11 protein-coding genes and 2 pseudogenes are annotated in these 20,618 nt (G+C 40.0%); 7 read left to right on the top strand and 6 right to left on the bottom strand.

Annotation, left to right across the window (positions count from 1 at the left end):
- Positions 1–3 precede the first annotated feature (3 nt).
- The 3 genes and pseudogenes from QUB80_RS34530 (at position 4) to QUB80_RS34520 (ending at position 7,074) form a co-directional block, all read left to right on the top strand.
- Positions 4–476: pseudogene (locus QUB80_RS34530) on the top strand (chemotaxis protein CheW).
- A gap of 65 nt (positions 477–541) precedes the next feature.
- Positions 542–3,286 (top strand): GAF domain-containing protein, encoded by a 2,745-nt coding sequence (locus QUB80_RS34525; protein WP_289793974.1) that lies wholly within the window; start codon positions 542–544, stop codon positions 3,284–3,286.
- A gap of 152 nt (positions 3,287–3,438) precedes the next feature.
- A pseudogene (locus QUB80_RS34520) lies at positions 3,439–7,074 on the top strand (hybrid sensor histidine kinase/response regulator).
- Between the two features lie 133 nt (positions 7,075–7,207).
- On the opposite strand, the gene QUB80_RS34515 reads toward QUB80_RS34520, so the two are convergent.
- Positions 7,208–7,579 carry a hypothetical protein gene (locus QUB80_RS34515; RefSeq protein WP_289793973.1) on the bottom strand — a complete coding sequence of 124 codons (372 nt, stop codon included), beginning with the start codon at positions 7,577–7,579 and terminating at the stop codon, positions 7,208–7,210.
- A 564-nt stretch (positions 7,580–8,143) separates the two neighbouring features.
- Between QUB80_RS34515 and QUB80_RS34510 the strand changes: the two genes are divergently transcribed.
- A complete protein-coding gene (locus QUB80_RS34510) occupies positions 8,144–10,888 on the top strand; it encodes an EAL domain-containing protein (protein WP_289793972.1) in 2,745 nt (914 codons plus the stop codon).
- Positions 10,889–11,017: 129 nt separating this feature from the next.
- Here the strand turns inward: QUB80_RS34510 and QUB80_RS34505 are convergent, their stop codons facing one another.
- Both QUB80_RS34505 and QUB80_RS34500 read right to left on the bottom strand, forming a co-directional pair.
- Positions 11,018–12,622: a bifunctional pantoate--beta-alanine ligase/(d)CMP kinase gene (locus QUB80_RS34505; protein WP_289793971.1), complete on the bottom strand. Its 1,605-nt coding sequence runs from the start codon at positions 12,620–12,622 to the stop codon at positions 11,018–11,020.
- 329 nt (positions 12,623–12,951) lie between these two features.
- Positions 12,952–14,061 (bottom strand): septal ring lytic transglycosylase RlpA family protein, encoded by a 1,110-nt coding sequence (locus QUB80_RS34500; RefSeq protein WP_289793984.1) that lies wholly within the window; start codon positions 14,059–14,061, stop codon positions 12,952–12,954.
- A 998-nt stretch (positions 14,062–15,059) separates the two neighbouring features.
- Here QUB80_RS34500 and glsA point away from each other — a divergent pair.
- On the top strand, positions 15,060–16,028 hold the full coding sequence (gene glsA, locus QUB80_RS34495; RefSeq protein WP_289793970.1) for a glutaminase A: 969 nt from the start codon (positions 15,060–15,062) through the stop codon (positions 16,026–16,028).
- Positions 16,029–16,035: 7 nt separating this feature from the next.
- On the opposite strand, the gene QUB80_RS34490 is transcribed toward glsA, so the two are convergent.
- On the bottom strand, positions 16,036–16,389 hold the full coding sequence (locus QUB80_RS34490) for a phenylpyruvate tautomerase MIF-related protein (protein ID WP_276752446.1): 354 nt from the start codon (positions 16,387–16,389) through the stop codon (positions 16,036–16,038).
- A 296-nt stretch (positions 16,390–16,685) separates the two neighbouring features.
- Here QUB80_RS34490 and QUB80_RS34485 point away from each other — a divergent pair, with 296 nt between their 5' ends.
- Both QUB80_RS34485 and ada read left to right on the top strand, forming a co-directional pair.
- Positions 16,686–17,600: a DMT family transporter gene (locus tag QUB80_RS34485; protein ID WP_289793969.1), complete on the top strand. Its 915-nt coding sequence runs from the start codon at positions 16,686–16,688 to the stop codon at positions 17,598–17,600.
- A 36-nt stretch (positions 17,601–17,636) separates the two neighbouring features.
- On the top strand, positions 17,637–18,707 hold the full coding sequence (ada, locus tag QUB80_RS34480) for a bifunctional DNA-binding transcriptional regulator/O6-methylguanine-DNA methyltransferase Ada (RefSeq protein ID WP_289793968.1): 1,071 nt from the start codon (positions 17,637–17,639) through the stop codon (positions 18,705–18,707).
- A gap of 132 nt (positions 18,708–18,839) precedes the next feature.
- Here ada and QUB80_RS34475 read toward each other — a convergent pair whose 3' ends face one another.
- Both QUB80_RS34475 and cobM read right to left on the bottom strand, forming a co-directional pair.
- Positions 18,840–19,319 (bottom strand): flavin reductase family protein, encoded by a 480-nt coding sequence (locus QUB80_RS34475; RefSeq protein WP_289793967.1) that lies wholly within the window; start codon positions 19,317–19,319, stop codon positions 18,840–18,842.
- Between the two features lie 70 nt (positions 19,320–19,389).
- Complete coding sequence (gene cobM, locus QUB80_RS34470; RefSeq protein WP_289793966.1) at positions 19,390–20,220, bottom strand: precorrin-4 C(11)-methyltransferase; 831 nt, start codon at positions 20,218–20,220, stop codon at positions 19,390–19,392.
- Between the last annotated feature and the right edge of the window lie 398 nt (positions 20,221–20,618).

Raw genomic sequence — 20,618 nt, 5'->3', positions numbered from 1 at the left:
TCTTTGAGTTCGGGACAAAAGTTTTTAAGTTTTAATTTAGGTACAAAGAGCATAGCTGTAATTTTATTACAAAATATTACAGAAATATTGCAAGTATCATTAACAGAAATATGTTGTATTCCTCAAATGCATAGTTCTGTTTTTGGTATTTATAATTGGCGTGGAAATATCTTTGGTTAGTGAATTTAGAAGAGTTACTTGGTTATATACCTCTTAAAAAAGAAGTGAATATACTCTCAAAAATGATGGCTATTATAGTAAAAAATGAAGATAAATACTTAGGATTATTACTACGTCAAATTATGGACATTGAATACTTAGATACCAATAATATAAAACCAACTAATCCTGAACTATTTTCGTTAGATATTACACATTTATTACATGGATACTTTATTAATGATAAAGAGGAATTAATTATTAATTTGAATGCTAATGCAATCATCCAATCGCCCATATTGAATATTCATAATTAATAAGATACTTAGATATTTGAAATTGACAATATTATTTTTTGAATTTAGATCTTGAGGTATTGAAAATGACAAGTGTATATAAAGAAAGTAAAGAAAATTTTCCTCATAATGTTGATGGTGAACATTGGGTAAACAATAATGACACTATGAATTTAGTAAATTCTATTGATAGTATCGAGCAGCAATTCAAAAATTGGCGGCAGCAGTTGCAAGATATTATTCAAGGAATGCGACAAGTTTCAGATATTGATAGATTATTTAAATTTGTCGCTAGAGAGATTAGGGAAAAGTTAGCTTGCGATCGCGTTTTAATTTATCGTTTTATCTCTGCTGAAACTGGGACTGTGTTAGTAGAATCAAAAACATCAGGTTGGACTCCTGCAATTGGTGAAAATATTTCAGCTATTGCCTTTGGTTTAGCTACTAATAAAGAGTATTTAGAAACTATAATTGTTAACAATACAACAGAGGTAGATATTACTCCCTATCAATTACAACTGTTTGATAAATTTCAAGTCAAAACTAGTTTGAGCCAACCAATATTTGTTGAAGATAAGGTGTGGGGCTTGCTGGTAGCTCATAATTGTTTAGCACAAAGGCAATGGCAAGAGGTAGAAATTACCTTACTATCTCAAATTGCCACAGAGTTGACTTACAGATTGCAGAGTTTTGAATTCCAAAGCAAATTACAACAGCAACAACAGCAGCAGAAATCATTAATCAAAGTTATTGACAAAATTCGACAAGCATCAGATGTCGATACTATTTTCAAAACTACTACTCAAGAAGTACGCCAATTATTACAATGCGATCGCGTTGCAGTCTACCGTTTTAATTCTGACTGGAGTGGTGCATTTATCGCTGAGTCTGTTGCGAGTGGTTGGGTGCAATTGGTAGGCTCAGATATTAAAACTGTCTGGGAAGATACTCACTTGCAAGAAACCCAAGGAGGGCGCAATCGCTATCATGAAACTTTTATTGTTAATGACATTTATCAGGTAAAGCATACCTCCTGTCATATCGAAGTTTTAGAGCAATTTGAAGTCAAAGCTTATCTTAGAGAACCTATTTTTAAAGATCATCAACTGTGGGGATTAGTGGCAGCATATCAAAACTCTGAACCACGTCACTGGGAAGAGTTTGAAGTGAATGTCATGACTCAGATTGGTGTGCTATTAGAAGTAGCCATACAACAAGCAGACTCCTTAGCAAAACTACAAGTACAGTCACAAGAACAACAATTGTTGATCGAGCGGGTGCAACTCATGTCCAAAATTTTTGAGCGCATCCGCGAATCTTCAGACTTAGATACAATTTTCCGCTCAACGGTAAGGGAAGTTCGCAGTTTGCTTAACGCTGAACGAGTAGCAGTATTCCGTTTCATTCCCGAATCTGGTTACAACGATGGAATCTTTGTTGCTGAAGACGCGCTTCCTGGATATTCCTCAGTTCTGAAAGCACAGATACACGATCATTGTTTTGGAGAACAGTATGCTGTGGGCTACCGCGAAGGTCGAATTCAAGCTGTTGCCGACATCCATAATGCCAATTTTACTCAATGCCACATTGACATTCTTACCCAATTTCATATCAGAGCTAATTTGATTGTGCCGTTGATTAAAGGAGATGAATTATGGGGTTTATTGTGTATCCATCACTGTAGCGCCCCACGAGAATGGCAGGATGAAGAGATTACTTTAGTTAAACAAATCGCCGAGCAGTTTAGCATCGCCCTACAAAAAGGGGAATACTTGCAACAACTACAAACACAGTCGGCACAACTTGCAGAAGCAGCCACTAGAGAAAAGGCAGCCAAGGAATTGTTGCAAAAAGGAGCAGTGCAGCTACTAGCAGCAGTTAGATCGGCTCTCAATGGTGATTTAACAGTACGCGCGCCGCTCACCGAAGATGAATTAGGTACGATCGCTGATGCCTACAATAATACTCTCCAAGCTTTGCGTCAAATTGTCATCCAGGTACAAGCTGCTGCCCAACAAGTAGCAAGCACTTCTCGTCGCAGCGATACTTCTTTGGGAGAGCTAAAGAATTTAGCAAATTTACAGTCTACGGAAATAACTGAGGCATTAGGAGAGATTCAGCAAATGCTAGACTCTAGCAAAGCTGTAGCAATTAGCGCTGATTTAGTACAAATAGCTGTGCAACAAGCTAACCAGACAGTAGTCTCTGGTGATACAGCAATGAACTCGACTGTAGAAGCAATTCAAGCAATTCGCGAAACCGTTGCCCAAACTAGCAAAAAGATTAAACGCCTCAATGAATCATCACAAAAAATCTCGAAAGTAGTGAGTTTGATTAGTAACTTTGCGACACAGACAAACGTACTAGCGTTGAACGCAGCTATTGAAGCTACCCGTGCTGGCGAATATGGAAAAGGCTTTGCAGTAGTAGCTGATGAGGTTCGTTCTTTGTCTCGCCAGTCTGCGGCTGCGACGATTGAAATTGAAAAATTAGTCCAGGAGATTCAAACAGAAACTGGTGAAGTTGCAATGGCAATGGAAACAGGTATTAAGCAAGTTGTAGAAGGTACAAATCTTGTGAGTGAAACACGCCAAAATCTGAACGCTATGGTTGCCGCAACTGCCGAAATTACTAAATTGCTACAACAGATTACTGAAGCAACCCAAACCCAAACCTTGCAATCTACATCAGTAACAACATCAATGAAAGATGTAGCAGAAATTGCAAATAAAACTACTACTGAAGTGAATGAAATTGCTGCTATTTTCCAACATTTATCAAACATGGCCCAAGATTTATTAGCAAATGCCAGTAAGTTCAAAGTCGAATAAATTAGGGACTAGGGACTAGGAAAGAAGCACCAGGAGCAGAGGGGTAAAATTATTCTCCACCTCCCCGCGTCCCCATGTCTCCGTATCCTCTTTTCCCAATCCCTGCTCCCCGTTTGTCAAATATCAAAAATTAAAAATTGAACAATCAATATATGATTACCGATTCTTATATTCGCGAACAAGGTTATATCTACTTTCTAACTGAAGCTCCAGAATTACTACAAATTATTGAGCAAGAGCTTTTTAGCCTGGAGGAATATAGTGTTACAAAAGTGCATAATTTAATGCGAGCTACTCATACTTTAAAAGGAGGTGCTGCTAACGTTGGGCTAGAATTGATTAACAAGATTACCCATTCATTAGAAGATGTATTTAAGACTCTTTACAATCCTGATATAGAAATTGATAATGAATTGCGATCGCTACTATTTCAAGCTTATGAGTGTCTTCAAATTACCTTAGTTGCAGAACAGAGTCAAAGTAATATTAATAAGGATGAGATTTTACAGCGAGCAACTTATGTTTTTGCCCTGTTGCAAGAAAAATTAGGAGATGCTTTTGGTGCTGATACTCATATTCCCACATCTGAGGAATTAGGATTTGATATTGTCCTATCTATTTTTGAAACTGGAGTAACACAACGCCTAGAAAGTATTGCCGAAGTAATTAAAGCTCCATCAAATACTCTTGAACTAGCTGATACATTACGCTCTCATGCTGAGATTTTTCTCGGCTTGGCAGAATCTTTAAACTTACCAGGCTTTGGAGAAATTGCTCAGAATATTATTACCGCACTTACAGTTAATCCCAATCAGGCACTCAAAATTGGAGAAATTGCTTTTGCAGATTTGCAACAAGCTAGAGATAAGGTAATAGCAGGCGATCGCACTCGTGGTGGAGAATCTTCCTCTGCTTTGCAAACATTAACAAAGGTTACGAATGAAATCACAAATAAAACCAGTGATTTATCTATAGAACTTGTAGATGAAATCGTCACTAAATCTATCAATAATACCTTTTTGAAAATAGAATTAGAAGAATTCTATAATTTTATAACTAATAGTAAATATCGGAAAAAACCTTTAAAGCCAGTACTTGCTAAATTTTACCTAGCAGTCATTCGCTATCTTTTAGGTTGGTTTAATCATTATCGAGAAATACCAACTCAAGAGTTTAGCTTATCTCTATTAATTCCTAATTCTCTGCCAAAAAATACTATTAATTATATTGAAAATTGGTTAAAAGATTTTTGGGAGTTTTTGCCAAACCCAGAAGAGAGCTATAGTCTTTGTTTGTATCGCCAGGGTGCAATCATGAATATCTTACTGGCGATCGCTAGATTTCAGTACTCTACTGACACCAATAATCAAGTAATTCAAACCCTCAAAAGTAAAGTTGACGAATTAGCAAAACAATATAAACTATGTTCCCCTCTAACAGCTCAAGAAAAAAATTGGATTAACAATAACAAGTTAAAAAACCTACTGGCGGTCAAAGAAATATCTACCTTTACCTCTTCGCAAACAATCAATCCTTTATTAGAAGCAATATGGGGACAAGCAGAAAGTCCCACCCCTGATCATCAATTACTAACAGATGTAGCAGAGATTGAAACATTTCATTTCACAGAACATCCTGAACAACCAAATATTATTGCGCAGTAAACAGAAGAAACACCTGAAACAATGATTGAAGTTATTCCTGAACTCAACATTATAAAAAATATTCAAAATTCAGAGCCAACTTCTTCTTTATATAATGAAAAAGCACTTCATAGTTCATCTGTTAGAGTAGATATTAAAGCATTACAAAGCCTTAAATATCTAGCAGGAGAATTACTTATTTTCCAAAAACAAGTTGCTTTGAATGACGAGAATATTACAGAATTAATTGAAAATTTGTTCCAACAATTAGCTAGGCATCAAGAGAATTTAAATAATTTAAGAGAATTGCCCCTCAAAACGCAAAATCTTGCTAATAAAGGAAAATTGCAAAATGTTGCAACAGTAAATTTTGACTCTTTAGAAATGGATGAATATTCAGAATTTAATTTAGTTTTACACGAAGTTTTAGAAGAAACACTACAACTACAAGAAACAGTCGATTCTATTAACTTACTCATTAAGCAAGCACATCAAATTAAGGACAAAAAACAGCGTTTAGTGCTGAGTATGTTAGATAACTTGGTGACAGCAAGAATGTTACCTTTAGGAAAGATTTTAAATCGCTTTCCCCAGATGATAAAAAACTTGGGAAATGTTTACGGCAAAAATGTAGAATTGAAACTTATCGGCACAGAGGTGCTAATCGATAAAGCGATCGCCGAAAAACTTTATGAGCCATTATTACACTTAGTGCGTAATGCTTTTGACCACGGCATAGAAACTCTGCAAGTTCGCAGTGAAAGAGGTAAATCAGAACAAGGTTTAATTGAAATTTGTGCCTATCATCAGGGTAGTCAAACATTAATTGAAGTGCGGGATGATGGTCAAGGATTGAATTTAGAAAAAATTCGTGCCAAAGGGATTGAGCTTGGACTTTTACCAGTTAATAATACTACAAATACAGAAAAATTATTAGAGCTATTATTTGCACCCGGATTTTCTACCGCAGGTAAAGTCAGTGAAATCTCTGGACGCGGTATCGGTTTAGATATTGTTCGCTCTCAACTAGAGGCATTAAATGGTTCAATTGCAGTTCAATCTGTATCCAACCAAGGAACAACATTTACACTCAAACTTCCTTTTTCTATGACTACTGAACAATTAATGATTGTCCAAGCAGGAGATACTGTTTATGCCTTGCTTTTAGATAGTATTGAAAAAATCTTACTTCCTGATACAGACCAAATCAAAGAATTGGAAGGTAGAAAAACTTTGTATTGGAGTACAGATCAGGATGAATGTATAGTTAGCATACGGCAATTGTCAGAACTAATGCAATACAATAGTTCATTCAACCGAAGTAGTCTATCATCTCATCGGCTCACAAACAATGATATCGGGCAAACGAATAAATCCGTACTTTTGCTTCGTCGCCATCGAGAAATTTTAGGTTTAGAAGTTGATCAAATCATCGGCGAGCAAGAGTTAGTAATTAGACCTTTAGGCAGTGCGATCGCTCCTCCTAAATATGTTTATGGTTGCACGACATTAGCAAATGGCACCCTTATTTTAGTGATTGATAGTCTTATGTTGTTGGAGTCTCAACAGATGCAAGTAACAGTTGAGATTGTAACTTTACCAATAGCCCATTCACTCCATCAAAAAGCCCTGCCCCTATCTGGAATCACTGTTCAATCCCCACTGCTACCAGCTGCTTCTGATTCCACAAATTCTTCAACAACCGCAATCAATCAGTCTCTAGAACCACATTATAAAACAGCAAAAGTCATATTAGTGGTTGATGATGCAATTAGTCTCCGCCAAACCCTTTCTCTAACTCTCCAAAAATTTGGCTATCAAGTACTACAAGCCCAAAATGGTATAGATGCTTTAGAAAAATTACAGCGACATCCTGAAGTTTCGCTCGTAATTTCTGATCTTGAAATGCCAAGGATGAACGGCTTTGAGTTATTAAACAATGTTCGGCAAAGCTAAAATTTAGCAAACAAACCAGTCTTAATTCTTACTTCTCGTAGTGCTGATAAACATCGTCAACTGGCACAAGCATTAGGTGCAACCGCTTACTTAACTAAACCTTATTTAGAGCATGAATTTCTCTCTACTGTTAATAATTTAATGAATAAGGATATTGATGATATTAGTAATTTAGCTATGAGTAATTAGTTAGTAGATAGTAGTTAGTAGTTAGTTATTAATTGCCAGTCTTCCATTAGCCATTAACTATTAACCATTAACTATGTACAGACGCACCAAACAGCCCGTCTCTAACCAATGACTAATGACTAATGACTAATGACTAATCTTCCAGTGATTTGGCTGGTACTTCAACTGCTGTGACATCAATCGTGCCTTCTGGTGTAAAGCGTTGAAAATGTCCCTGTTGCACTGACAAAAGCTCCCCACAGTTAGGACATTGTAACTGCGTCTTATTTAAACCCGTAAACTCATAATCACACACGGGACAGTGATCGGTAACTAGGTTACGTTGCAGCCACCACCGGAATCCAAAAAACGCAAAAATGGGTGCTAACAAAAGTAGCCCAACAATAATCAGCAAGGAATTAACCAACCAACCTAAGCCCAATGACCCTAGCAACCATATAACTGCTATGAATATAAGCCAAGGACGGAGATGATACAGGTTCCACTCAAAGGTTTTAAAGCTCATTTCTTAAGTATCGTCTTGCTCTTTCTCTAGGATAGCGAGTTTATGCAGTAGTCTCTAGTGTAAGAGGCAGAAGGTTGTAAAGCTAATCAGACGTAACTTTTTTGTCTTTTTGAACTGTATTTCTTGACTGCTGTTGTACATAAACCAGTAATAAATTTTTCTATTACAGAATTAAGCGCTAAAACCAATGATTATAGTAGCTTACGTAAAACTTACAATATATTAGTATATTTTATAACAAATATTTTTGGTTGCAGCAAAGTTTAAGAAATGTTATGTCAGTGTAAATTTTTAGTGAAAAATGTAACTATATCTATCTAAAGGGGTAAAGTAAAAAATAGTTAAAGAAGTATACACAATCAACTCAAAAGATGATCCTGTTTTTATTGTGCGAACTATAAGTGCTAAAACATTTTTCAGTAAATATATTTAAATAACCGCTATCAATAACTAGCATTTATACAAACTTATAAAAGCAAAATCACAGCCTTCCTATTCTGGTGATATACATAGTGATACACAAGCAACATGAGGTGACTTGTCAAAGCTTCTTGAAATGACGGGATGTTTAGCTTGGTTTCTTTGGCAGTTTATACAACTCTGGCAATGGTTTTAACTCGTGGCAAGGTATACGCAAATCAGCATCAGCTAAACAATAACAAAAACAAGTTGTCATCTGCGATCGAGGAAAATATCACTAGTTGTAAGGATACGAATCGAGACTTACGACAAGAATATAAGCAATCAATATTAGAACAGCAAGAACTATTTTTCTCCTTAGCAGAACTTAGCCCATTTCCTGTTGTGGTTGTATGTATTGAAAGCGGCAATATTCTATTTAAAAATCAACTTTTAGATTCTTTATTTGGAACAGATTCATATAAAAAGCTAGATAAAATAACTTCTGAATTTTATGCTCATCCTGCTTTATGGACTCAATTGACTAACAAGCTTTACAGTGGTGAACCTGTTAAAAACTTTGCAGTACAGTTTAAAAAATTTAATGGAGATATTTTTGAAGCCTTTATTTCAGCTAAAGTTGTTCACTACGAAGATAAATTAGCAGCACTGTTCATATTCAATGAGCAGCCCCCAACAAAACATATAAATGCCTTACTTGGGGATACAACTGAAGATATAAATACTCAAGCAGAGCCAGAAAATATAAATTCTGCTTTTGTGACTACCAAAGGTTCTACAATTCCAAAGTTAGCAATTAGATACCAACATTTAAAGGCACGCTTACATTTGATGGAACGTGCGCTTTCGGCTAGCAGCAATGGAATTATTTTGACAGATGCGAATCAACCAGATAATCCCGTCATTTACGTTAATCCAGCCTTTGAAAAGATGACAGGTTACTGTGCTTGTGAAGTCATTGGACGTAATTGCCGCTTCTTACAGGGAAATGAACGGGATCAAGCAGCTGTTGAGGAATTACGTACTGCCATTCAAGAACAAAGAGAGTGCCACGTAATTTTACGGAATTATCGCAAGGATGGGACACCATTTTGGAACGAACTCTACTTAGCTCCCGTGTTTGATACCTCTGGCTGCTTAACTCACTTTATTGGCGTTCAAAACGATATTACTCAGCGCTTGAAGACGGTTGAGGCTTTGCGAGAGCGAGAAGAACAGTATCGTAAGATTGTGGAAACTGCAACTGAGGGAATTTGGGTACTCGATAAAGACAATAAGACTGCCTTTGTCAACCACCAAATGGCAACGATGTTGGGCTACACAACTGAGGAGATGCTTGGTAAAACGCTGTTCTGTTTTATGGATTCCGAAGGACTAGCGATCGCCACTACTCTGCTTGCACGTCGTCATCAGGGCATTAACGAGACACACGATTTCAAATTCCGTTGTAAAGACGGCTCAGATTTATGGGCAATGATTTCTTGTGCACCATTGTTAGACGAGCAAGGAAATTATGCTGGAGCGCTGGGGATGGTTACTGACATCACCGATCGCAAACGCATGGAAAAAAAGTTAGTCTGTCATGCCTTCTACGATGCTCTTACTGGATTGCCCAACCGAGTTTTGTTTATGAACAGACTAGAGCAAGCGATCACACGGATAAAACTTTACCCAGATGACCTGTTTGCTGTATTAATTCTAGATCTTGATCGTTTTAAGCTCGTTAATGATAGCCTTGGGCATTTAGTTGGCGATCAACTACTAGTGACAATTGCTCAACGACTCCAAAGTTGCCTACACCCTGACGATAACGATACTGTAGCTCGCTTAGGAGGAGATGAGTTTACTATCCTGCTTTCTCACATTCAGTCTGTTGATGACGCAATCCGCGTAGCAGAAAATATTCATCAAGTACTAAAGTCACCATTCAACTTGAATGGATATGAAGTATTTACAACTGCCAGCATTGGTATTGTCTTAGGTACAGCCAAGTATGCTCAAGCCGCAGACTTGCTTAGAGATGCTGACACTGCCCTTTACCATGCCAAAGAGCAAGGTAAAGCTTGGCATATGGTTTTTGACACTACCATGTATGACCGAGCAGTTGCACTTTTGCAGTTAGAAACCGATTTGCGATGGGCAATTGAGCGACAGGAGTTGCAAGTTTTCTATCAACCAATTGTGTCAGTTGCCACAGGTAGGATTATGGGATTTGAAGCACTTGTTCGCTGGCAACATCCAGAACGAGGGCTGATTCCTCCTACTGAGTTTATTCCAGTAGCAGAAGAAACTGGACTAATCGTGCCGATTGGTAGATGGGTATTACGCGAGTCTTGCCAACAATTACGACAATGGCAGTTACAATTTCCTGATCTTAAGCCTTTAAGCATTAGCGTTAACCTTTCTGGCAAACAGTTTGCCCAACCTTATTTAGTTGAGCAGATCGACCAAATTTTACAAGAAACTGATCTTGCTCCCGGCAGTTTAAAGTTAGAAATCACCGAGAGTGCAATTATCGCAAGCCCTGAAAAAGCCGCTACTGTTCTTCGGCAATTGAAAGCTTTGGGGATGCAATTGTGTATTGATGACTTTGGCACAGGTTACTCATCTTTGGCTTATTTGCACTATTTTCCGATTGATGTTTTAAAAATTGACCGTTCCTTTGTAGCTCGAATTGACAATGGTGGTGAACAATTAGCAATTATTCGAGCCATTATTACCTTGGCTTGTAACTTAGGAATGAGTGTAGTTGCTGAAGGAGTAGAAACAATGAATCAGTTGGTACAACTAAGGTTATTAGAATGTGATCAAGCACAGGGTTATTTATTCGCACAACCTTTGAATAGCGAAAAAGCAAGTGTTTTGCTAGCTGCTCGACCAAAGTTTTAGATTGGGGACTGGGAAAAGAGGACAGGGGGACAAAGAGGTGAGGAAGGTGAGGAAGGTTAGGAAGTAATAAGAGTAAACTCTTCCCCATCTTCCCTATCTCCCTCATCTCTTCCTTTTCCACTTCTCTTCCTAATCCCTAGATAAGCGTTGCTGGTAATAGCCCACTATTTTTTCAGTTACCTCATTCACTGAAAGACCGTCAGTGTTAACTTCAATAGCATCAGGTGCTTTCTTTAAAGGAGAAACCTTGCGGGTACTATCTTTCCAATCCCGTTCGGCAATATCTTTTTCCAGTTGCTCTAAAGAAATTGTAGATTGGCTTTGTTTTTGATAGTCTTTAAGGCGACGACGTGCTCGTTCTTGTACAGATGCAGTTAAAAATATTTTCACTTCTGCATCAGGGAAAACATGAGTACCAATGTCCCGCCCTTCTGCAACTAAACCGCCTTTTTTACCCCAGTTTTGCTGTTGTTTCACTAGTGCTTGCCGCACAGCAGTTTGTGCTGCGATCGCTGAGACTTTGGATGTTACTTCTAGGGAGCGAATTGCTTGAGTAACGTCATGATCGTTAATCGAAACTCGCACAGGAGATTGTAAATCCTGACTAGGAGCCAGTTCGATTACACATCTATGAGCTAATTGGGCGATCGCACACTCATCATCAAGGGCAATTCCCTCCTGCAAAACTAGCCAGGTAATAGCACGGTACATTGCTCCTGTATCCAAATAAACTAGACCCAGTTTTGCCGCTACTTGGCGAGCAACGGTAGATTTTCCGGCTCCAGCAGGCCCGTCAATGGCGATGATTGGTTGGCGATCGCGTAAAATAATATTGTCAATTAAACGTGTAGAACCAAGACGAGCTGCGATCGCGAGCATTCCTTCCTCCTCAATTTTTTCTAAAGGTATCAACGTAGTCGGTTCAACCAATTCAATATATTCCACAGACAAAGAACTGGCGAGTGCGAGTTCTTGTTGTACTGTTGATATCAGCGTTTGAGCATGACGTTCTCCGGCATGAAACTTGGTGGCTGCTCTCTGTAAACTGCGATACAACATCGTTGCTTGCTGTTTTTCCGTTGCACTTAAATATTGGTTGCGAGAACTCAAAGCCAAGCCTGATGCCTCCCTTACCGTTGGACAAGCAACAATCTCGATCGCAAAATTTAAATCAGCTACCAGCCGTCTAATAACAGCCAGTTGTTGCCCATCTTTTTGACCAAAATAGGCTCGCTCTGGCTGTACCAAGTTAAAAAGCTTAGTCACAATCGTGGCAACACCTTGAAAGTGGCCTAGCCGAAAACGGCCACACAAACCTGAAATCATAGCAGATGGCGGAATGACTTGTGTAACCTTTAATTCTTGTAAATTCTTCAGATCAACTCCCATTTCCTCCGGAGTAGGCGCAAAAATCGCATCTACTCCAGCTTTTTCGCACAGTTGTCTGTCTTGGTCTAAAGTCCGGGGGTAACGTTGATAATCCTCATTGGGGCCAAATTGCAGAGGATTGATGAAAATACTGACAATTACCACAGTATTTTCTTGACGCGCCCTTTGAATCAAGTTTAAATGACCTTGATGCAAAGCTCCCATCGTGGGAACGAGACCGATCGCCGTCAAGGATCTGTCAGTCACTTCAAATTCTGATTGTTGCTGTTGCTCTAACAGCAAATTGTCTAAGCGGCGTTTAGCTAGATAGCAGCGCAATGCTGGAACTGTTGTCAACAGGCGCACAAAAATACCCCTAGTCTTTCTGTTGCTCTCCCCAGTTAGTTTATATCTGAAAACGCACCGAAGAGACTATCAACCAGGGGATTTAAAGAAAGAAGTACGGAGGCAGAAGGCAGAAGGTAATTAGATGGAGATACCTGCTTCTATCCGCTTTGCGTCTACAGACCTCATCTAAATTAAAAACCTACTAAATCTGCATATTTAGTGAGGGTTTTAAACCCAGTTTGGACAAGGCTAATCATGCTTTTCTAAAAACATTATTCCTTTCCTTCTGCCATCTGCCTTGTCTGGAGGACTATAAAAATCACCAAACAACTAACTCATGGTTCAATTTACCTGCCCAAGACTTCTATTCTGACTGGTGCAAGTCCGCTACCTATCATTCCCAAAACCCTCGCTGCACCCGTGGAAAGGTCAATAACTCGACCACGAATGAATGGCCCTCTATCATTAATGCGTACAACAACGGAACGACCATTGCGGGTGTTGGTAACACGTACTCGCGTTCCAAAGGGTAAGCTGCGATGGGCAGCTGTCATTGCCTCTGGATTGAACCTCTCACCTGTAGCAGTACGATTGCCAGCAAAATCGTAGCCATAAAAGGAAGCTATGCCTCTGAAGCTAGCAAGTACTTGTCCTGCTACTTTCTGTGGCAACTTTGGTATTGACATAGGTACGCGCACTTGCGGTAAGTCGGCAATTTCATTTAAGGGAGATGCGTTACCTATGAGTCTGCGCAGTCGATTGGTTACTTGTAGTGCGTCTTGTGCCAAATCTTTAGTCGTATCTGCTAACCGCGTATTCTCATTAATTTCTACGAGTTCTTTGTTATTGGCTTTAACAACAAAACGACCGTTAGCCGAAGCCTGAGCAGCTAGACTTTTATTTTGGCTTACTGATGCTGCTGTAGATGCATCTTTTGCTCTCCAACTGACAGTAATCTTGCCAGCGTCCACTTTGTCCTGGACTAACTGGTTGACTTTCGCTGCTACTACACTAGCTCTTTGCACTGGGTCGTTTTGAGCAGAGTTTGCTTGATTGCCAACAACTGGAACTGTTCCACCAGTTGTTGCTACCTTGGTAGCGCTGCTGGGATCAAGAGTTTTGTATACCCCGTTAACATTAGCGATTTCACCAACTTTCGTTTCTGTGCTGGCTACTGGCTTGTTGCCTGTAAAGGTGAGAACGGGGATATCGCGGATATAGAGAGTTGCCGCCGGGCGACCTGCCATTTCATGCGTGTGAATCTTTGCGATCAGAGCCGCATTAGAAACAGGATTCGCTGTTGGGGATTTATATTCTCCCACTTTGACCACATCACCAGAAGGTTGGGTAGGAGAGGCTTGAGCTGTCTTTTGTGTCGTTTCAGAACGTCCAATAAACGGTGTCCCCAAAACGGTGCTAACAACAGCGACAACAGTCCACAAATGTTTTTGATTCATGCGTCCAATATTAAAGCAACTGTAGAACAGAGATTTCATGATTCGTGGGGTTTGTACTACTAGAGTGACTTTGCCCAACAACCGAACTCGTTCCGCTTTCACTTTTTGCTTTGTAACTGCAACAGACTAACATGAACTTTTGAGGTTGGGGATCAGGGTTTTAGCGTAAGAATAGGTAAATTTATCAAAATTAAGTTTGAATTTCAGGGGTAAAACCTTGCTCAAAAGCGGATTTTGCTTTGGTAACACTTTTTTTGATGGATTAGAAATTTTATTAGTAAACCTTAATAATATTTGGTATTTAAATCAATTACGTGCTATATTTACCTTGCCGAAAAAGCCCTTTAATGATATCTGGTGCTGTTGATTACTCTCATGACAAAATCATTACTTACGTAGAGTAATTATACTTAAAATATTTTCTCGCAAATATAAAATAATTATAAGTATTTTTTATTACTAAGTATAAAAAATATAACTAAATGTTAAATCTTGAAGTTAGAGAAAGATTGCTCATCATAAATCTGGATGGATGAAATCACTATTTTAGTCATACTTAAATAGCGCTGAGTGAATGCAGTTCTTGCCATCACTAATTTATAGCCTAGAGACTGGGAACACATCCAGGGAAAATTTTCCTCCCAAAACATTGTCAGAGGCAGCAGTTCACTGAAATATATTGCCGACTCAGAAGCTGGAATTTAGCACAAGAAGTCGTAGCAATTATGACAACATAGTTAATACACGAACTTTTTACAGTAACACAATGAATACAGGATTTTGAGTCAAATAAAATACAATGTGTCTAAAAATATAGTTCTAGAGTGGCGTTTATTTAAGGAAGCATTTTTTACATTAGTAATGAATATCACTCATTTCAAAAATTACTTATATTTGCTGGTGTGATTCGATGATTTTGTCACCACGGTAATTAAACACAACAAGTAGCCTAGTGTAGTAAAGAAGGCGTAATCATTCACACTCAAATTCTTAGCTTCATGGCCAACCAAGAAGATTTACAGATAGCCTCATTGCCACTTCAATCTTTTCTAGATGACTTGCATGACAAGTACAAGTCAGAGCAAGAGGGTGCGGTAGCAGACTACATCCCAGAACTAGCAAAGGTAAACCCAGATGCTTTTAGTATTTGTATAGCCACCGTTAATGGTGAAGTTTATGAAGTTGGAGATTATAACCAGCTATTTACGATTCAATCGATATCTAAAGTGTTTGTGTATGGATTAGCACTAGATGATCACGGGCGAGATTATATATTGACTAGAGTTGGTGTAGAACCTACAGGAGATGTATTCAACGCCATTGTATTGGATGAGCAATCAAAGCGACCTTACAACCCAATGGTGAATGCGGGAGCGATCGCCACCACCAGTTTGATCAAGGGGTTTGGTGCTAGTGAACGTCTCAACCGGATGTTAGATATGTTCCGCAGATACATTAGTCATGATGTATTTGTTGATATAGCGGTATTTACATCCGAGCGCACCACCGGACATCGCAACCGGGCAATGGCGCACCTCATGCTCAACTTCGGCATGATTGATGAACCAATAGATGAAGCATTAGATCTTTACTTCCAGCAGTGTGCTGTAATGGTAAATTGCCACGACTTAGCAGTGATGGCAGCAACTTTAGCTAATAAAGGCATCAATCCGATCGCAAAAGAACAAGCAGTTGATAGCCGTTATATCAAAGATATTCTCAGCGTCATGTACACTTGCGGAATGTATAATTTTGCAGGCGAATGGGCTTACAAAGTTGGTCTTCCTGCCAAAAGTGGTGTTTCTGGTGGGATTATCGCCGTAGTTCCGAATCAAATGGGAATAGCAGTGTTTTCACCCCGACTAGACTCACGTGGTAATAGCGTGCGAGGGGTAAAAGTGTGTGAGGAACTTTCCCAGCATTTTGGTTTGCACTTATTTGAGTGTTCCCATAGCAAATGCAATTAAAACCCTATCAACCAAAGGTTGTGCCATTCCACCCCCACATAAAGCCTTTGGCATCAGCAAACTCAATATAAATTCGATTTTTGGGTACACCCAGCTTTTGATTCACTTCCTGGCAAAAGTCTTGACTCATCGCTTGAGTTTGATCTGGCTTCATTGTGCCAACACTTTTAATTTCTATGTAGCAAACTGGATCTGTAGTTCCAGCAAAAGTCATGGGAACCTCACCCTCAAAAGTTGTCATGACATAAGATTCTGGTTTTCCCGTATGTTTAGCTAATTTGGCTGACAAGCCTTTAAGCATTGCTTCAACTTCAGTTTTTTCTGGTGTAGATACAGAAGTTTGAACTTTAATTAACGGCATAATAATTTTTCTGATTCGACACTGTTAAGTTTATCGAACCGTAGAGGCACAGAAGAAGAGGACAAGGAGACACACCTGACGCGGAGACAAGGAGATTAAGCTTCTGAGGGTGAAAGTTGAGCTTCTAATCTCGAAGTTCCAGTTTTTCAATCTTCCAGTCTGCTCCTGAAGCCCCTGGTGCTTCTTTACCTAGTCCCTTGTCCCTAATCCCTAGTTTGATCGCAAGGATCGGATAGAAGTCAATCTGGAAATACGCCTAATCTAGGGTCACTGAGAAAGTTATTGAGATAATCGATATGCAAAAACTCTCAATGGGCATTTCAGAGTGGCTACTTCTCATCACCCTTTCTGTATTGTGGGGTGGCTCATTCTTTTTGATTAAAATTGCTCTTAAAGATTTGCCACCACTTACAGTTGTTTTATACAGGGTTAGTTTAGCTGCGATCGCACTGACTATCTTTGTCTTTATCAGTAGGAAACGAATGCCTGCTTCTTTGAGCTTGTGGCGTGAATTTTTGGTGATGGGAGCATTGAATAACCTCATCCCATTTAGCTTGATTGTTTGGGGACAAACCCAAATTAACAGTAGCCTCGCTGCGATTCTCAACGCAACAACACCTTTATTCACAATTTTGCTAGCTCACTTTTTTACTCAAGATGAGCGTCTGACACCTAACCGTTTAGTTGGAGTTTTTTTGGGATTATGTGGTGTCATTGTATTGATTGGACTAAATACATTACATGGGCTGAGTCTAAATAGTCTTGGACAATTAGCTATTTTAGGTGCTGCTTGCTCCTACGGTTGTGCGGGAATCTACGGTCGTCGTTTCAAAACTTTGCCTGCTACTGTCACCGCGGTAGGAATGCTACTAAGTACAACAATTCTGCTCTTGCCGCTAGTATTGCTGGTAGATCGCCCTTGGACTTTACATTTGAGTACTGTTACTAAATTAGCTGTGCTGGGATTGTCTTTATTCAGTACGGCAATTGCTTACTTAATATATTTTCGTATCTTAGCTGTAGCAGGTGCAACTAACCTATTATTAGTAACATTTTTAATACCAATTAGCGCTTTGGTTTTAGGCATATTTGTTCTGGGCGAGCAACTGCAATGGACTGAATTTGGAGGCATGGTGTTAATTTTTGCTAGCCTTGCCGTAATTGATGGAAGGTTGATTTCTCGTCTATGGCATCCGACTTCAGAAATTTGAACCAAGACGACAAATAGCGGAAGGATAGAGTATAAAATGCAGCAAGTTTCATTATCTGAAGAAATTCTTTGGCAGGCTATCAATAGTCGAGACACAAGTTTTGATGGAGTGTTTTTCTATGGTGTACGCTCCACTTGCATCTACTGCCGCCCAAGTTGCCCTAGTCGCAAACCTAAGCGCAATCAGATTACCTTCTTTAGAGAGTCTCAAGAAGCTGAAGCAGTAGGTTATCGAGCGTGCAAGCGCTGTCAACCACAATATTCAATAGCACCAAATTCTGCCTATGCTAAAGTGTTGGCAACTTGTCGTTACATTGAAGCGCAAACAGAGCATATCCCTACACTTGCTGAATTAGGCGCTCATGTGTCCACAAGTCCCACGCATTTGCAAAGAATATTCAAGCGGATGACTGGTGTAACGCCATTTCAATATGCAGATGTTTGCCGAATGGAAAGATTTAAAAAACGCTTGAAACAAGGGGATACGATCGCTAATGCACTTTATGAAACTGGGTATGGAGCAAGTAGCCGTCTTTACGAAAAAGCACCGCAACAGTTAGGTATGACACCAGCTTCCTATCAAAAACATGGCCAGGGCGAGACTATTCGTTATGCGATCGCCTCTTCGCCTCTTGGAGAAATATTAGTAGCAGCCACTACAAGGGGTTTATGCTGTGTACGGCTGGGGGAAACAGCAACAGCACTACTAGAGGAGTTAAAACAAGAGTTTGCAGGTGCATCACTCCAGTCTGGTGACGATGAGCTTTATGCTTGGACTCAGGCTTTAGTGGACTACCTCAGTGGAAGAAGCATTTGTCCCAATCTACCCCTAGACGTGCAAGCTACTGCATTTCAACTTCTAGTTTGGGAGGCTTTACGAAAAATACCAATCGGAACCACAGCTAGCTATAGTGACATTGCCAATGCGATCGCGCAACCAAAATCTGTACGGGCTGTAGCAAGAGCTTGTGCTACTAACCCCGTTGCACTAGTTATTCCTTGCCATCGCGTAGTTCAAAAAGATGGTGGTTTAGGAGGTTACCGCTGGGGAGTTAGTCGTAAAGAAGCGCTGCTCAATCTTGAACAGGGGCTAGGGAGAGGGGAATGAAGAGGACACGGGGACAAGGAGAGTGGGAGACAAGGGGACACAGGGACAAGGAAGCACCAGGAGCACCAGGAGCAGAGGGGGAGAAACCACTAACCACTAACCACTAACCACTAACTACTAACTCCTATCTATTTAGCCACCATACTGCCAGCCTGTAGTTTCCAGTAACATCTGTTTACCTTCACGGTGAACGCCAGCAGATGTGACTTCACCAACAAAGATAGTGTGATCGCCACGAGCCACTACATCGACAACCTGACACTCAATGTATCCCAAGGAGTCCGAAATAATCGGACAGCCAGTTTTGCCCAGATAAAATTCTACATCCTCAAATTTATTACCAACCCGGCGCATCTGCTTGAAGAACTTTTGCGCTAAGTCTTTTTGTCCTTCTTCCAAAAAGCTGACAGCAAAGAAGCCGCTATTTTTAATCATTTGATGGGATATGGAATTTTGATTGACACAAATTACGACTAAGGGAGGCTTAAATGAAGCTTGCATTAACCAGCTAAGAGTGAAACCGTTGACTTCTTCCCCATCTTTGACACCACATATATACAATCCGTGGGGAATTTTCTGTAGCATCGTTTTTTTAGCCTGTTCGTCGAGCATAAATTAATCTACTTAAGTGTTCCATTGCTAAGTGTATCGAACAGCGGGAACTGAAAAGCAGGCATCTGATTTATCCTCTAGGACGAAATATATGGCTGTGTTCGGGATGATATAAACGCGATCGCGCTACGCCCATACTTGGTAAATGCGCTGTTGCTTCTGTTAATGCAGGACTAATTACATAAAGCGTGGTGCGAATTAACTTTTCTTTTTGAGTACAATCTGCCATTTGATTGAGAGGGACAATCCATATTTTTTCATCAGGCCAGCCCAAACGGAAGCAAATTGCCACAGGAGTATCAGCTGGATAATGTTCCAGTAATTTGGCTTGGGTTGCTTCAATGTGGCGAGCGCTCAGGTATAGGCACAGGCTTGCCTGATGGGCAGCGAGGGAAGCTAATTCCTCCTTGGGGGGGACTTCTGTGCGTCCACTGATGCGGCTGAGAATAATAGTTTGAACTAAACCGGGAACAGTCAGTTCTACTTTCAGTTTGGCGGCGGCAGCTTGAAAGGCGCTAATACCGGGAACGACTTCAAAGGGAATTTCTGCTTCAGCTAGCAGTTGCATTTGCTCGTGGATAGCACTATAGAGACTGGGATCACCAGAGTGAAGACGGACGACAGACTTTTGCGATCGCACCCGTTCTATCATCATCGGCAATATTTCTTCTAAAGTCTTGTTTGCTGTCCGAATGATTTCCGCGTCTTCCCGACAAAATTCTAAAATCTGTTGTGGCACGAGAGAATCAGCAAATAAAACTACATCCGCAGCCATTAGCAGTTTCTGTGCCTTAATGGTTAATAAATCTGGATCGCCTGGCCCTGCTCCCACAATATACACAGATGGTTTTAGGCAATCAAGATAATTATCATTACTTAAATCTTTAGTATATTTACGCATATTTCCAGCAGAAATTAATCTTTTCAAAAAATTTTTCTGAGTTTTTCTCAGTATCTTTCCGGATAAACCCTCTATATCTAGTAGAGGTGATTGGTAGATGCACCCTGGTTAAGCCCTGGAGAAAACTCTGGGGCATTTTTTATTGGGTTAGTGGTTAGTGGATAGTGGTTAGTAGGGGCGGGTTTTATTGATAATCTTGCCGTTCAAACGGATAATTTATCTTCTAAACCCGCACGGCAGTCGCACTCGACGCGCTTATCCCGACGCCAGGTGACGCCAGGGTGCTACCCTGCGGGAAGCCGCCCGGAGGGCGTCTACAACGCGCTTAACCCGCAAGGGCGCACTGGCTCCTTTATGCCGGGGAACCCGTCCACCCTCCGGGTACCCGGAGGGAACGC

The sequence above is a fragment of the Chlorogloeopsis sp. ULAP01 genome, assembly GCF_030381805.1.
In the GTDB taxonomy this organism is placed as follows: Bacteria; Cyanobacteriota; Cyanobacteriia; order Cyanobacteriales; family Nostocaceae; genus Chlorogloeopsis.
Note: the sequence above shows the minus strand (reverse complement) of the source record. Positions and strands in the feature narration are given on the sequence as shown.

What these genes read in the sequence shown, in the direction of transcription:
- cobM (WP_289793966.1), bottom strand. Translation starts at nt 20,220, where the DNA reads ATGCGTAAATATACTAAAGATTTAAGTAATGATAATTATCTTGATTGC.
- ada (WP_289793968.1), top strand. Translation starts at nt 17,637, where the DNA reads ATGCAGCAAGTTTCATTATCTGAAGAAATTCTTTGGCAGGCTATCAAT.
- QUB80_RS34490 (WP_276752446.1), bottom strand. Translation starts at nt 16,389, where the DNA reads ATGCCGTTAATTAAAGTTCAAACTTCTGTATCTACACCAGAAAAAACT.
- QUB80_RS34475 (WP_289793967.1), bottom strand. Translation starts at nt 19,319, where the DNA reads ATGCTCGACGAACAGGCTAAAAAAACGATGCTACAGAAAATTCCCCAC.
- QUB80_RS34500 (WP_289793984.1), bottom strand. Translation starts at nt 14,061, where the DNA reads ATGAATCAAAAACATTTGTGGACTGTTGTCGCTGTTGTTAGCACCGTT.
- QUB80_RS34525 (WP_289793974.1), top strand. Translation starts at nt 542, where the DNA reads ATGACAAGTGTATATAAAGAAAGTAAAGAAAATTTTCCTCATAATGTT.
- QUB80_RS34515 (WP_289793973.1), bottom strand. Translation starts at nt 7,579, where the DNA reads ATGAGCTTTAAAACCTTTGAGTGGAACCTGTATCATCTCCGTCCTTGG.
- glsA (WP_289793970.1), top strand. Translation starts at nt 15,060, where the DNA reads ATGGCCAACCAAGAAGATTTACAGATAGCCTCATTGCCACTTCAATCT.
- QUB80_RS34510 (WP_289793972.1), top strand. Translation starts at nt 8,144, where the DNA reads ATGTTTAGCTTGGTTTCTTTGGCAGTTTATACAACTCTGGCAATGGTT.
- QUB80_RS34485 (WP_289793969.1), top strand. Translation starts at nt 16,686, where the DNA reads ATGCAAAAACTCTCAATGGGCATTTCAGAGTGGCTACTTCTCATCACC.